A 14,819-nucleotide genomic window follows, 5' to 3' on the forward strand; every position below is an offset into this window, starting at 1 on the left:
GCGCGGACCGGACATGCGGCGCGGATCGTCTGCTGTTCGCTTCGGCGCGGCGAGGTCGGTCGAGTCACGACCCTCGCGCTCCGGCCCGCGGAGGTGCAGGTCCGGCGTCATGCGCCGCGCCAGGGCGCGGCTTCCCTCGCTCAGCCGTCGACCGGGTGCGCCGGCGTCTCCAGCAGCAGCTCGTAGAACGCCAGGTCCAGCCAGCGGCCGAACTTGAAGCCCACCTGCGGCAGCGTGCCGACATGGCGGAAGCCCAGGCGCTCGTGCAGGGCGACGCTGGCGGTGTTGCTGGCGTCGATGCCGCCGATCATCGCGTGCAGGCCCTGCGCCCGCGCGGCCTCGATCAGGGCCTGGATCACCACCCGCCCCAGGCCGCGGCCGCGATGGTCGGGGTGTACGTACACCGAATGCTCGACCGAATACTTGTAGGCCGGAAACGCGCGGAAGGTGCCGTAGCTGCCGAAGGCCAGCAGCGTGCCGTGCGCGTCTTCCACGCCGATCACCGGGAAGCCACCCTCGCCCTTGGCCTTGAACCAGGCCGTCATGGTGGCCGGCGTGCGCAGGGCGTACTCGTACAGCGCGGTGGAGTGGACGATGGCATCGTTGAAGATGTCCAGGATCGCGGCGGCGTGCTGGTCGTGCGTGCAGCGCACGAGGGTGTGGGCGGACATGGGGCTCTCTGGGCGAGGGAACGGCGGCCGGGCGCGGCTTCGCGCAACGGCGGCGCACGCAGGCAGAATAAGGCGTCGGCGTCATCATGTCCCGGCGCCCGCCGCGAAGTCCGCCATCCCTCATGCCTACAAGGAGTACGCCGTGTCGATCGCCTCCGTCCGCGCCTTCTTTCAGCAGCACGCGCCTGAGGTGGAGGTGATCGAACACGCGCAGAGCACGGCCACGGTGGCGATGGCCGCCGAGGCGCTGGGCGTGACGCCGGGCCAGATCGCCAAGACCCTCGCCTTAGGCCTGGACGATGCGCTGTTGCTGCTGGTGATGGCCGGCGATGCGCGGCTGGACAACCAGAAGTTCAAGGCCGCCTTCGGCACCAAGCCGCGCCTGCTGCCGCCCGAGCAGACCCTGGCGCTGACCGGGCATCCCGTCGGCGGCGTGTGTCCGTTCGGCCTGGCCGGCCCGGCGCGAATCTGCTGCGATGTCTCGCTGCGGGCGCATGCCTTGGTGTATCCGGCCGCCGGTTCGCCCAACAGCGCGGTGTGCCTGGCGCCGTCGCGCCTGGCCGACCTGGTGCAGGCGCAGTGGGTGGATGTGGGCAAGGCCTGAGCGCGGCAGTCGCGACGCCGCGCTGACGCGCGATGGTGCGAACGGCGTCGCCGCCTCCCGACCGCGTGGCCATGGAGCGCGCTTTCGGCGCTCGCTTCCATTCGAATGCCAGCCGTGGCACGGTCGCAGGCCCCGCCCACGTCGCGTTTTGCGGCCTCCCAGGCGTCGTTCGTTGCCACGGGCCGCCACATCGCGCCACGTCTGAATCCGTGCCTCCCGCGCGGCCGCGTTCCGACAAATGCTTAACCCGCGTGCAAGACGCCAGGGCTAGGGTTTTCACGCGGCCCCCCTGGACCGCGCCGTCCGGAGGTGGTCGATGCACTCGCCTGCAAGCCCGTCTGATGCTCTGCTCACGCGTGGTCGTCGAAGCGCGCTGACGCTTGGCCTGCTGGCCGTGGCTGGCCTGTGCGCGTTGCCGGCCGCCGCGCGCGACGCCAGTCCGACCCCGGATCAGCTGCGCTGGCTGCAGCGCGTGCAGTTCGGCCTGGACAGCGCCAGCGTGGCCGCACTCGGCCGTCAGGGCCAGCGCGACTACCTGCGCGCGCAGCTGCATGCCGACGCGGGCGATGCCGATCTGCCGCCGGCGGTGCAGGCGCAGCTGCGTGCCTACGAGGGTCTGAACGTGTCGGCGACGGCTGCGCTGACCCAGCTGGCGGCGCGGCAGAAGGAGATCAACGCCATGCCCGACGGCGACGCCAAGGCGGCCGCGAAGAAGGCGCTGCAGGAACAGAAGAACCAGACCGTGCAGCAGGTGCGTCAGGCCGAACTGCTGCGCGCGATCTACGACCCGGATCAGCTGCGCGAGCAGCTGGTGTGGTTCTGGCTCAACCATTTCAGCGTGCAGGCCGACAAGGCGCGCGTGGGCTGGGTGCTGGGCGACTACGTCGACCGCGCCATCCGCCCCAACGCGCTGGGCCACTTCTCCGACCTGGTGCTGGCCACGCTCAAGAGCCCGGCCATGCTGGACTACCTGGACAACGCGCAGAACGCCAGGGGCAAGGTCAACGAGAACTATGCGCGCGAGCTGATGGAGCTGCACACGCTCGGCGTGGACGCCGGCTATACCCAGCACGATGTGCAACAGCTGGCGCTGGTGCTGACCGGCGTGGGCATCGCGCCGCCCGATCGCGACGGCCCGCCCAAGCTCAAGCCGGCCCAGCAGGCCCAGTACCTGCGCGAGGGCGCGTTCGAGTTCAACCCGGCGCGCCATCAGGAGGGCGACAAGACCCTGCTGGGCCAGCGCATCGCCGGCGGTGGCTTCGACGAGGTGCGCAGCGCGGTGGAGCTGATCACCCGCCAGCCGGCGTGCGCGCACTTCATCTCCAGCCAGCTGGCGCAGTACTTCGTCGCCGATACGCCGCCGCCGGCGCTGGTGGACAGGATGGCCAAGGCCTTCCTGCGCAGCGATGGCGACATCGCCAAGGTGATGGAGGTGATGGTGAGCTCGCGCGAGTTCGCCGATGCCGGCCAGCGCAAGTTCAAGGATCCGTACCGCTATCTGGTGTCCTCGATCCGCTTCGCCTACGACGGTCAGGTGGTCGCCAACCCGGCGCCGCTGGTGGGCTGGCTGGGGCAGCTGGGCGAGCCGAGCTTCGGCCGGATCACGCCCGACGGCTGGCCGCTGGCCTCCGACGCCTGGAACAGCTCGGGCCAGATGGCCAAGCGCTTCGAGATCGCCCGCGCCATCGGCGGTGGCGATGCGCGGCTGTTCACGCCGGCCAAGGCCGATGGCAAGGCCGAGCAGCAGGGCGGCTTCCCGATGCCGGCCTCGCGGCTGTTCTACGCCGCGATCGAGCCGAGCCTGGCGCCGGCCACGCGCGAGGCGCTGGCCAAGGCGCGTTCGCAGCAGGAGTGGAACGCCTTCCTGCTGGCTTCGCCCGACTTCAACTACCGCTGATCCCGTACATCCCTGCACGAGGGTGTTGCCATGAAACGTCGTGAGTTCCTCATCGCCAGCGCACTGACCGCCGCCAGCGGCAGCCTGGGCTGGTCCGGGCGGCTGTTCGCCGCCCCGGCCAAGGATCGCAGCCGGATGCTGGTGGTCTTCTTGCGCGGCGGCTACGACTGCAACAACCTGCTGGTGCCGGTCGCCAGTGATTTCTACTACGCCTCGCGTCCCACTCTGGCCATCGCCCGGCCCGACCCGGGCAACGACAAGAGCGCCATCGCGCTGGACGCGCACTGGGGCCTCAACCCGGTGTTGCGCGACAGCCTGCTGCCGCTGTGGCAGAGGAAGCAGCTGGCGTTCGTGCCGTTCGCCGGCACCGACGACCTGTCGCGCAGCCACTTCGAGACCCAGGACGACATCGAATCGGGCGAGGCCGGCGCCGACCGCCACGACTACCGCTCCGGCTTCCTGGCGCGGCTGTCGGCGGTGATGACCGGCGTGCCGGCGATCGCCTTCACCGACTCGCTGCCGCTGAGCTTCCAGGGCGCCGGCGAGATCCCCAACCTGTCGCTGCGCAACGATGCCAAGCCGGTGTTCGACCCGCGCCAGTCCGACATCCTGGCCGGCATGTACCAGGGCACCCAGCTGGCCAGCGCGGCGCGCGATGGGCTGGCCCTGCGCCAGCAGGTGAGCCAGGCGCTGCAGCAGGAGATGATGCAGGCCAGCCGCGGCGCAGCCAGCGCGCGCAGCTTCGCCGACGAGACCCGGCGCATGGCCGTGCTGATGCGCGACAAGTACCGGCTGGGCTTCGTCGATGTCGGCGGCTGGGACACGCACGTCAACCAGGGCAGCACCGACGGCCAGCTGGCCAACAACCTCAAGAACCTCGGCCAGGGCCTGGCCGCCTATGCCGATGCGCTGGGCGATGACTGGAACGATACGGTGGTGGTGGTGCTGAGCGAGTTCGGCCGCACCTTCCGCGAGAACGGCGACAAGGGCACCGACCACGGCCATGGCACCACGTACTGGGTGCTGGGCGGCGACGTCAACGGCGGGCGCATCGCCGGGCCGCAGGTGGAGGTGGCGCAGGCCAACCTGCTGCAGAACCGTGACTATCCGGTGCTGACCAACTACCGCGACCTGTTCGGCGGCCTGCTGCAGCGCATGTGGGGCTTGAACGGCACCCAGCTCGAACAGGTCTTCCCCGGCGCCAGGCCGAAGGACCTGCAGCTGGTGTGAGCGGCAGCAAAACGACAGGGCGCCATGCAGCGCCCTGTCGTATCTTCATTGCGTCGGATCGAACTCAGCCGCGGCGTCCGCCGTCGAAAGGCTCGTCGGACAGATAGGCATCGCGCACCGCGCCCTTGGCCTCATCCCAGTCCAGGCGCGAACTGCCGCGCGCGCTGTTCCAGCCCAGGCGCAGCTCGTCGGCGACGGTGTCGTCCCACATGCGCCCACCGAAGTCGCTGCTGAAGCGCGAGCGCGTGCCGTAGCGATAGGCCGGGACGAAGTCCTCGTACTGATGGTCCGGGCCGCGATAAGGCGCGCGCTCGAAGTGGGTACGGAAGCGCTCGTCGCTGTCGGCATAGGCCAGGTGGCTGCGGTCGGCGCGCTCCCAGGCGTCGCGCGCGGCGGGACGCGCCTGCTCCCAATCCAGCGTGGAGGTACCGCGATGGCGCGGCCAGTCGCGTTCCAGCTCGGCCTCGCGCTCCTCCCAGCTGCGTCCGGGCTCGGCCTCGCGGGCCTGCAGGCCGTAGCCGTAGACGCTGGCGTAGTCGCGGTCGAAGTCCTTGGCCGGATCGTAGTAGGGGCGATGCTTGTGCGCCGCGCGCCAGTAGTCGGCCTCGACGGTCGGGTCCAGCTTCTCGGCCACGCCCTTGCCGACGGCGCCGCCGGCGACCACACCCACCGCGGCGCCGATCAGGGTGCCGATCGGTCCCAGGATCGTGCCGGCGGCCGCGCCCGCGGCGGCGCCACCCACCACGCCGCCGACGCCGACGCCGACCGGGTGCGCGCCCGGCGCACCGGTGATGGGGTCGCGGTTGGGGCTGCCGGCGGTCTCGTCGGCGGGGTCGTACTTCTCGTTGCGGTTGCTCACTTGCGTCTCCCGTGTCCGGCCACGACGTGCGACCGTTGCTGTGTGGACGACGGTGCGGGCCGCGCCGTTAACCACCTGTGGGACCGGCGTGAGCGAGTGTTCGGATGCGATGTGGCGTTCGGTCTTGTGAGCGGGCCTGCACAAGCGTGAGCAGGAGGCGCCGCGCGGACGCCTGCCGCTGTTTACGGCAGCAGCTGGATGCCGAACGGCCGCAGCGCCAACGCGAACAGCCAGAAGCACACCACGGTCAATGCCGCGCTGGCGCCCAGCGTCCACCAGAAGCCCAGCCGCGGCAGCAGCCAGGGGAAGGCGAAGAACATCGGCAGTGTCGGCACCACGTACCAGAAGGTGTACCAGGCATGGTGGGCGATCTTCTCCGCCGGCTGCCGTTCCATCTGCAGCCAGACCAGGGCCAGCAGGGTGACCAGCGGCAGCGCGGCGAGCAGGCCGCCGAGCCGGTCGCTGCGCTTGGCCGCCTCGGACACGACCACGACGATCAGCGCGGTGACGGCGTATTTGGCGATGAGCCAGGGCATGGGATCGTTGGGTGGGGGCGAGGCGAGGCAGTCTAAGGCGCGACGCGGGCGCCGGAGGTTGCTTCCAAGGGCCTCCCGCCGAAAGCGATCGTCGTTCGCGTGAACACGGGACCTCATCGCCTTCGTGGCGGACATCGACGTCCCTGGATTCCCGCGTGTGGAGTGAACGCCGAAGTCGTCCGAAACATGCGCGTCCGGCCACCTGGCGCCGGTCCTGCCGCGCATCGGCGGCGCCACCGGGGCGCGGGTGCTACGTGCCAGCGCGCCAGCCCCCCGCTTGGACAGTACCGGGCGATCCCTGCGCAGCAGGCACGTTCCTGGTCTTCCAAACAAAAAAACCGCGCGCCGTCGCAGGACGGCGCGCGGTTCGAGGTGCGCAAGGCCGGCGGGCAGCCGGCCCGGCGCAGGATCAGTCCTTCAGCTCGGCCGGCACCTTGCCGCCGTTTTCGGCCAGCTTCTTCATCACTGCCTTGTGCAGGGCGATGTTCTGCTCGGCGCTGCCGGGCTCGCCGGCGTGGACGTTGAGTTCCTCGGCCAGCTCCTTGCGCGCGGTCAGGCTGGAGTCCAGGTCGAGCAGCTTGAGCAGATCGACGATCGAATGCTGCCAGTCGCTCTTGCCGCCCTTGCGCGAGGCGATGTCGGTCAGCACGGCGGCCACATCGACCGGCGCGGCGGGCGTCGCGGTCGCGGGATCGGGCGTCCGTGCGGGCGGGGCGATGCCGGCGGTGGCTTCGCTGCCGTCGACGATGACCACTTCGGGCTTGGATGCAGCGCTCGGCGTGGCCGGGGCGGCGGCCTGCGGCGAGGCGTGGCCGAAGATCTTGTTGACGATACTGGAGAAGAGGCCCATCGCGATGTCTCCTTCATTGACGGTGGAGCGGCGAGCCTACCGGCAGCGCTGCTCAGACCGGATGAAGCCGCCGCGTCGCCCGCGTTACGGCGTCAGCGAGATCGGCACGAAGGTGGCCTGGGTGAGGACGGGCGATTGCCACTCGTCCTTGCCGCCGTGGCCGGCGTACCAGGTGCTGCCATCGCGCTTGACCAGGTAGGTGCCGTAGTGCAGCGAGAACACCAGGGCGATGTCGCGCACGGTCAGCCGCTTGGCGCGGGGAACATAGCCGGTCTTCTGGCCCAGCCCCAGGGTGCCCCAGTCGGTATTGCCCCAGCCCACCGCGCTGCCGTCGTCGAACAGCGCGATGGCGTTGTACATGGACAGCTGCACCGCCTTGGGCGCGCGCACGCCTGGCACCGGCAGCGGCGTCGCGGAGAAGCGCTCCGGCGGATCGTCCTGGCGTCCGTCGCCGAGCATGTAGTTGCCGCGGCTGCCCCACGCGAGCAGGGTGCCATCGCGCCGGATGGCCATCGAGGCATAGGCGCCGGCGGCGATCGCGACCACCTCGTTTAAGCCATCGACCGCGGCGGGGAGGTCCAGCGCGGGCTCCTGCACCGGCTGGCGGCCCAGCTGCCCGTAACGGTTGCTGCCCCAGGACAGCACCGTGCCATCGCGGCGCAGCGCCAGCGTGTGCGTGAAGCCCATGGCGACCTGGGTGATGTCGGTGGCGCCGGGGACGTTCACCGGCGTCAGCGCGGGCGGGCTGGCCTCGCCCCAGCGCTTGTTCGCCAGGCCGTCGCCGATCCTGCCGTTCTCGCGCCGCCCCCAGGCGCGCAGGCTGCCGTCCTCGAGCAGGGCGATGGCGGTGCCATCCCGGCCGTAGAGGTGGCGGACCGGCGGCAGGGGCACCTGGACCACGGCGCCGTCCGAGGACGACACGGCGCGACCGCCGCCCAGGCCCACGCCCGCGCCCCACGCCAGGACGCGCCCGTCCTCGGTCAGCGCATAGCCGTTCTCGGCGCCGCCGGCGATCTCACGCGCACGCGCAGGCAGCGGGATGAGCGTCGGCCGCGCCCAGCGCGTGGTGCCGTACTGCCGCGGATTCGGCCCCAGTTGCCCGTCCTTGAACGTGCCCCAGCCCACGACCGTGCCGTCCTCGCGCAGCGCCAGCATGGTCCCGTCCGAGCCGCTGAGCTGGACGATCCGCGGCTCGGCCGCAAGGACGGGCGGCAGGGGGAACAGGAGCAGGCACAGGATCAGGAGGGTGCGCATGGCGGATTCCGGCAGGCAGGACATGCCAGAACACGCAAAACGGGGCCTTCAGGGGACGCGATCAGTACGGCGGCTTGTGTTTGCCGCGCTGGGTGCGCGCGGCCTCGGTCCACCAGGCCAGATCGTCGGCGAAGCGCGCGAAGCTCTTCTCCAGCGACTTGCCGGCCTCCTCGATCGGCTGGCCGTCCGCATCCAGTGTCTTGCCGATCGGCCCGACGGTGACGGTGCTGGAGATCACCACCATGCCCATTTCCGACAGCGTGCCGTGCCAGGCGAAGCTGGCGCGCGCGCCGGACAGGCGGCCGGCCGAATAGCTGACGATGCCGGCCGGGCGCCAGAACCACTCTTCGAGGAAGTGGTCGGTGAGGTTCTTCAGCCCCGGCTGCAGGCCCCAGTTGTATTCGCCGGTGACGAACACGAAGCCATCGGCCGTGCGGATCTTCTCGGCCAGCGCCTCCATCGCCGGCGGCGCCTCGCCCTTGGGATATTCCTTGTACATGCGGTCCAGCATCGGCAGATCGACCGCCTTGGCATCGATCAGCTCGGCCTGCGCACCACGCGCGTTGAGCGTGCGCACCGCGTACTCGGCCAGGCGGATGCCCATGCGGTCGCGGCGATAGGAACCATAGAACACGAGGATGCGGTCGGACATGGGGGCGGCCTGCTGGAAAAGGTCGAATCATCGTAAGCCGCAGCGCAAGGCTTTGTGCACGCAAACATGTACGGATCTCATGAATACGCGGCGCTGGCCTGATCGACCGCACACCAGCAGGACTCTTCCAGTGGCGCTGCTTTAGCCGGATGTTGCTTCCTGCCTGCTTGGCATGGCTTAGGGCGCCACCTTGGCAACATGCATCGGCCAAGGTCTGCCTTGGCACCACAGCGCCGGTGTGGGAGCAAGTGAACGGGCCAGCTCGGTGGCCGGATCCAGTAAAGCTTCCTCAAGAAAGAACGCACATGCACTGGACAAGCTCTAAAGCGGCGAACAAGCCATTAGGTGGGGGACATCGCCAGATAGCTGCGTTTAGTCGTACGCTCGCTCGCTTTATTGCGAAATTGTAATTATTGAACGAATGGGGTGCTGCTAGCGTCGCTCTGTGTGAAGAAGCGGTGTGTCGAGGAGACGGCGGGTCTCCACGCTGTTTTCACAGGGACTGGAGGGGAGCGTGAAAGAGACAGGGATTTCCGAAATAGCAAAGATGCCCGCGATTGATCTCGACCTGCGCGGGCTCGCCAAACTGGCGTTACCAGGTTTTCTATTGGTTACCGGCTCTTTTCCTGTTGCCGCTCAGGTAACCCTGCCTCAGGAATACGATAAGACCATTAATGTGGCTGGCAGTATCGCTTCGTTAGGTGAAGACCTTTTCGGCGATCGAGTGGATCTTTACACTGGTGCTGCATCATTCGAGTCCGTTGATGTAAGCCTCGCGGGGAGTAATGATCTTCCAGTAGAAATCAGAAGAAAATATAGCGTTGAGAGTCGCACTCTTTCGGAAAGGTCTCAGCTGCTCGCGAGAGATGGCGGATTTTCCGACTGGGAGCTCTTCCTGCCCCATCTGAAAGGTGTTTTCGCGGAAGGCAGGGGTTGGCAGGTTGGGGATGCAGGCAGCGATCAACGCTGCCTCCACGGTCTTGGAGCTGCCCCTGTGGTTGACGGCAGTCCCGCTGGCTCCTGGGATCCTGCTGAGTACTGGCATGGAAACCATCTCGTTGTCCCCGACGAAGGATCAAACGAATTGCTTGCATTGGTTGGCGGAAACCCCAACCAGCCGACTTCCGGTGGTCCTTACCTGTGGGCAACGAAATCGAACTGGTTCTTTTCGTGCCTTGCAGGCACAGCCAATGGTGTGGTGGGCGACGCTTTCTTGGCTCATGATCCTAAAGGAAATCTGTACTGGTTCGATTGGATCGTGTCGCGGCCCGCTCCATCGATTATCAAATCTTACGGAGCTCCGATCGATGTGGGGCGATCAGCTGCTAGTTCGGGTCGGAATCACGCTACCGCCGCCGCTGCCGCACCCGGAAGCGAGACAACGGCGCTGGTGCGAGAGGAGGTCCTTATCTTTCCGACGAAAGTACAAGATCGCTTTGGCAACTACGTGACTTATACCTATGACCAAGCTAATCCTTGGCATTTGACGTCGATCAACTCCAGTGACGGAAGAAGCCTGACCGTCACTTACAACACCAGCGGCCATGTTGCGACTGTCAGTGCCGGGACTCGAACCTGGCAATATGTCTACGGAAATGGGTTGGAACAGGTGTTGCTCCCCGATAATGGAAATCCCGGCCTCAGCAGGTGGCTGATCGACTTTTCGAATCTACGCGAAGCTTTCACTACCCCCGAAACGGGGATCTCACTTATGTGTGAGAGATCGGGCGCATCTAACGGTCAAGCTCAAGTGAGTGGCACGCTGACTCACCCATCAGGTGCTGTTGGCGTTTTTACCTTCAAGTCGATCACTCACGGGCGCTCATACGTGCCCAAAAACTGCATTCGTCCAAACCCGAATGACGCCGCCACGAATTTCGCGTGGACCCCTTACCTCTTCAATCAAATTTCGATTACCAGCAAGCAAATTACTAACCTCAGTGGGGGTGCTGTTTCAACTTGGAGTTACAGCTATGGCCCGACAAATCATAGTTGGGAATCAAGCTGTGGATCCGGATGCTTGGACTACAAGACGGTGGAGGTTGTGGGTCCGGGCGGAGAGTGGTCGAGATTTACGTATGGGAATCGCTTCCGATTGAACGAGGGGCAGCTGAGGAAAACAGAAAGAGGGAGCGGTCCATCCTTGGTGATGATGGTTGAGGAGCAGACATATCAAAACGACCCGAACGGACTTTCCTATCCTGCTCGTATTGGAGAAAGCACGTTTACAAGAGGTGATTTCATGTCCGAGCGGTTGAATCCCATAAAGAAGCGGGAAACCAGATTGGGGGCAATGAGCTATGTATGGGAAGTCAGTCAATCTTGCGGCACAGGCAGCACGCTTTGCTTCGACCAGTTCGCAAGGCCGACTAAGGTAATCGAGAGCAGTGCACCGTTGCCCTAGTGCGGTACTGATCAATCATCGGAAAGGCCAGGAACATGCTAAGGAAGCTCGGTGCCGGCATAGCGTTGGCAATCCTTCTCCCATCGCCTCTGCTCGCGCAGAATCACACTCGTCTTAGAGAAATTGGATATCACGACGATTTCTCGAAGTGGGTGATAGGTCAAGTGGCGCAGGAGTCGGTCAATGGCGTCATATCCAAAGAGTTCTCCTTCAACGCCAATTCCCAGATCACCACGTCCAAGGCGTTCGGCAAGCTCCAGCAGACCTTGACTTACAATGCCGACGGCACTCTGGCGACGGTTAAGGACGGCAATAACAACACCACCACGTTCTCCAACTGGAAGCGCGGCATTCCCCAAACGATGAGCTTCGCCGATGGCAGCGCCATGTCTGCCCAGGTTGACGACAACGGTTGGATCACCGCCGTCGTGGATCAGACCGGTGCGCGGACCTGCTACGGCTACGACGCGATGGGGCGAATCAACCTGATCACCTATCCGTCCGAATCGGCGGCCAACACGTGCGACAGCAGCAAGTGGTACACCACCAGCCAGAGCTTCGTTGCTGTCGCGGGTAGCGAGTTTGGGCTGCCCGCCGGCCATTGGCGACAGACCATCACCACCGGCAACGCGGTCAAGGTCAGCTATTACGACGCGTTCTGGCGCCCCGTGGTGGTCCAGCAGTACGACGCTGGCAACCAGGCGGCAACGACCAGCCTGCAACGGTTCACCTACGACCACGATGGCCGGGTGACATTCGCGTCCTATCCGGGCACTTCGCTCTCGACCACCGGTACCTGGACCACCTACGATGCGTTGGGTCGCGTCACCTCGGTCGGCCAGGACACCGAACTCAATCCCTCCTTGCAGCTGACGACCACCAGCTACCTCAGCGGGGGACGTGTCCAGGTCACCAACCCGCGCGGTCAGAGCACGGTCATCAGCTACATGGCCTATGACCAGCCCAGCACGGACTGGCCGGTCAAGATCGAGTCGCCCGAGTCCACGGTGACGGAGATCGCCCGCGACATCTTCGGTAAGCCCACTGCCATCACCCGTCGCAATGGTGACGGCAGCCAGTCGGTGACGCGGCAGTACGTGTATGCCTGGGACCAGAGCCTCTGCAAATCCATCGAGCCCGAGTCGGGGGCGACGGTCTATTTCAATGATGACGCCGGCAACCTCTTGTGGTCTGCCACAGGGCTAAGTCTGCCTTCTGCCAGCGATTGCAACTTCGCCGAGGCCCAATCCAGCGGCCGGGTCGTCAACCGCACCTATGACGCCCGGAACCTTCTGGCAACGCTCTCCTTCCCGGATGGTCGGGGAAACCAATCCTGGACCTATTACCCCGATGGCAAGCCCCATCAGGTGACCACCAACAACGCCAACGGCGGTGATACGGTCGTCAATACGTACTCCTACAACAACCGGCGCCTGTTGATCGGCGAGGGCATGACCCAGACCGGCGTGGGCACCGCCTTGTCCATCGGATATGGGTACGACGCCTACGGCACCCTTGCCACACACACCTATCCCTCCGGGCTGACGGTGTCCTACGCCCCCAATGCGCTGGGCCAGCCGACTCAGGCAGGGGCCTTCGCCACTGGCGTGTCGTATTACCCCAACGGGGCGATCAAGCAGTTCACCTACGGCAATGGCGTGGTCCACAGCATGACGCAGAACGCCCGCCAGCTGCCAACGCGCAGCACCGACACCGGCGGCGGCGCGGTGATCGATATGGCCTATGGCTTCGACCCGAACGGCAACATCGATGCAGTGTCCGACTACGTGGACGGACGCCAGACCCGCAACATGACCTACGACGGTCTGGATCGTCTACTTACTGCTCAATCCATCATGTTCAGCGGCGACAACCAAGCCGCGTTCACCTACGACGCACTGGACAACCTCAAGACCTTCAAGGTCGGCGCGGTGTCCAACTACGTCTATGCGTACAACGCCAAGCAGCAGCTGGAAACGGTCAGCAACGCGGGAAGCGGCAGCGCGGTGATCGGGTTGGGCTACGACGCACAGGGCAACCTTGCCAACAAGAACGGGCAGACCTACGCCTTCGACTACGGCAATCGTCTGCGCTCGGTCCCGAACAAGGAGTCCTATCGTTACGACGCCAGCGGACGCCGCGTGTTGTCGGTCGCCTCAAATGGCAACATCTACTCGCTCTATGGCCAGGACGGCGTGCTGCGCTATCAGCAGAACCAGCGCACGAATCGCCGATACGAATACGTCTATCTGGGCGGCAGCCTTGTGGCGCGGGTCAGTAACGTGCAGAGCGTCGGCACCGCGACCGCCAGCGTGCCCGCCTCGAATGGCACCGGGGCCTATACGGTCAGCTGGACCGCGGTCACCGACGCCACCACCTACACCTTGCAGGAAAAGGTCGGCAGCGCGGGTGCATGGACAACGGTCTACAACGGGAGTACCACAAGCTACGGCGCCAGCGGCAAGGGCACCAGTGTCTACAGCTATCGGGTGCAAGCGTGTGCGGGTAGTACCTGCGGTGGCTGGAGCAACGAAGCCACCGTCGCGGTGACGCTCCCCAGCGCGCCGTCGGCCGCTCCTTCCGTCAGTGCGCCCGCGAGTAGCAGCAACGGTGCCTATTCCATTTCCTGGACGTCGGTGAATACGGCCACGTCGTATGAGGTGACGGAGAATGGCAGCGGCCTCTACAGCGGGGGAGGACTGTCGACTTCGGTCAGCGGGCGTGGCACGGCCAACTACACCTACGCGGCCAGAGCATGCAACAGCGTCGGGTGCGGGCCATGGAGCGCGGGGGCCACCGTGGCGGTGACGATCCCGACGCCGCCGTCGGGCGCGCCTGCCGTCAGTGCTCCGGGCTCAAGTAGTACGGGCTCTTACACCGTTTCGTGGAGCGCCGTTGGCAACGCTTCTTCCTATGAGCTCCAGGAGAACGGCAATACCTTCTACAGCGGGGGCAGCCTGTCGGCTGCCATCAGTGGTCGTGGGACGGGCAATTACACCTACACCGCCCGAGCATGCAACAACGTCGGGTGCGGGCCGTGGAGTGCCGGCGCCACAGTCGCGGTGGCGATCCCGACGCCGCCATCGGGTGCGCCCACTGTCAGCGTTCCCGGCTCGAGCAGCACAGGGTCCTACACTGTTTCGTGGAGTGCGGTCGGCAACGCTTCTTCCTATGAGCTGCAGGAGAACGGCGGCACTATCTATGGCGGTGGTGCCCTCTCATTGAACGTCAATGGTCGCAGCACAGGCAGCTATAGCTATATCGTCCGAGCCTGCAACAACGTGGGCTGCGGGCCTTGGAGCTCATCCGCCATCACGCAGGTGCTCTTGCCGCCTGCCGACGCCCCATCGCTGAACGCTCCAGCAAGCAGCAACACCGGGAGCTACAGCATCTCATGGAGTGAGGTGAGCTCTGCTACGGGTTACGAGCTCCAGGAGAACGGCTCTGTTGTGCAGAACAGTTCTACTACGTCCTACTCCGCGAACGGAAAGGGCGCTGGAAACTATCAATATCAAGTCCGTGCCTGCAACTCCGCCGGTTGTGGCGGCTGGAGCAATGTGGGAACCACGGTGGTTACGCTAGTGCCCCCGACGCCTACAGGTCTGGGCGCTACGATAGAAACGATAAGCTATAAGCAGAAGAGGTTCACTGCCTGGTGGGATGCCTCGTCTGGGGCGACGAGCTATCAGCTGATCGGCTATATGACCTATAACGGCCCGGCGCTTTCGACGAGTGTGGTCAAGAACATGAGCGAATATCCTACTCCTAATCCCCAGTACCAGGTTAGGGCTTGTAATGCACAGGGTTGCTCACCTTATTCGCAAGTTGTGTATTCGGGTCAGGAATAGCTAAGGGGAATGGG

At 65.6% G+C, this 14,819-nt stretch carries 11 protein-coding genes; 5 read left to right on the forward strand and 6 right to left on the reverse strand.

Annotated features, from left to right (window positions below):
• Positions 1–140: 140 nt before the first annotated feature.
• Positions 141–671, reverse strand: coding sequence for a GNAT family N-acetyltransferase (locus LAJ50_RS04160; protein ID WP_138653164.1), 531 nt, complete (start codon positions 669–671; stop codon positions 141–143).
• 142 nt (positions 672–813) lie between these two features.
• On the opposite strand from LAJ50_RS04160, the gene LAJ50_RS04165 reads away from it, so the two are divergent.
• From LAJ50_RS04165 to LAJ50_RS04175, 3 genes are all read left to right on the forward strand, one after another.
• Positions 814–1,275: a YbaK/EbsC family protein gene (locus tag LAJ50_RS04165; RefSeq protein WP_138653166.1), complete on the forward strand. Its 462-nt coding sequence runs from the start codon at positions 814–816 to the stop codon at positions 1,273–1,275.
• Between the two features lie 316 nt (positions 1,276–1,591).
• Positions 1,592–3,172 carry a DUF1800 domain-containing protein gene (locus tag LAJ50_RS04170; RefSeq protein ID WP_138653168.1) on the forward strand — a complete coding sequence of 527 codons (1,581 nt, stop codon included), beginning with the start codon at positions 1,592–1,594 and terminating at the stop codon, positions 3,170–3,172.
• 30 nt (positions 3,173–3,202) lie between these two features.
• Entirely contained in the window at positions 3,203–4,402 is a 1,200-nt protein-coding gene (locus LAJ50_RS04175; protein WP_130550668.1) for a DUF1501 domain-containing protein, read from the forward strand.
• Between the two features lie 64 nt (positions 4,403–4,466).
• Here the strand turns inward: LAJ50_RS04175 and LAJ50_RS04180 are convergent, their stop codons facing one another.
• The 5 genes from LAJ50_RS04180 to LAJ50_RS04200 all read right to left on the reverse strand — a co-directional run bounded on the left by LAJ50_RS04180 (position 4,467) and on the right by LAJ50_RS04200 (position 8,553).
• The gene (locus LAJ50_RS04180) at positions 4,467–5,261 is read right to left on the reverse strand and encodes a hypothetical protein (RefSeq protein WP_138653170.1); all 795 of its coding nucleotides are present in this window, start codon (positions 5,259–5,261) and stop codon (positions 4,467–4,469) included.
• A gap of 182 nt (positions 5,262–5,443) precedes the next feature.
• The gene (locus LAJ50_RS04185) at positions 5,444–5,797 is read right to left on the reverse strand and encodes a DUF3147 family protein (RefSeq protein WP_130550670.1); all 354 of its coding nucleotides are present in this window, start codon (positions 5,795–5,797) and stop codon (positions 5,444–5,446) included.
• A 409-nt stretch (positions 5,798–6,206) separates the two neighbouring features.
• Positions 6,207–6,647: a DUF3597 domain-containing protein gene (locus LAJ50_RS04190; protein ID WP_130550671.1), complete on the reverse strand. Its 441-nt coding sequence runs from the start codon at positions 6,645–6,647 to the stop codon at positions 6,207–6,209.
• 84 nt (positions 6,648–6,731) lie between these two features.
• Complete coding sequence (locus LAJ50_RS04195) at positions 6,732–7,901, reverse strand: hypothetical protein (RefSeq protein WP_171044598.1); 1,170 nt, start codon at positions 7,899–7,901, stop codon at positions 6,732–6,734.
• Between the two features lie 61 nt (positions 7,902–7,962).
• The gene (locus LAJ50_RS04200; protein ID WP_138653174.1) at positions 7,963–8,553 is read right to left on the reverse strand and encodes an NAD(P)H-dependent oxidoreductase; all 591 of its coding nucleotides are present in this window, start codon (positions 8,551–8,553) and stop codon (positions 7,963–7,965) included.
• 514 nt (positions 8,554–9,067) lie between these two features.
• On the opposite strand from LAJ50_RS04200, the gene LAJ50_RS04205 reads away from it, so the two are divergent.
• Entirely contained in the window at positions 9,068–10,957 is a 1,890-nt protein-coding gene (locus LAJ50_RS04205) for a hypothetical protein (RefSeq protein ID WP_138653176.1), read from the forward strand.
• Positions 10,958–11,121: 164 nt separating this feature from the next.
• A complete protein-coding gene (locus LAJ50_RS04210) occupies positions 11,122–14,805 on the forward strand; it encodes an RHS repeat protein (RefSeq protein ID WP_171044599.1) in 3,684 nt (1,227 codons plus the stop codon).
• Positions 14,806–14,819: the final 14 nt, after the last annotated feature.

Origin of the sequence: Pseudoxanthomonas sp. X-1 (genome assembly GCF_020042665.1) — a bacterium.
In the GTDB taxonomy this organism is placed as follows: Bacteria; Pseudomonadota; Gammaproteobacteria; order Xanthomonadales; family Xanthomonadaceae; genus Pseudoxanthomonas_A; species Pseudoxanthomonas_A spadix_A.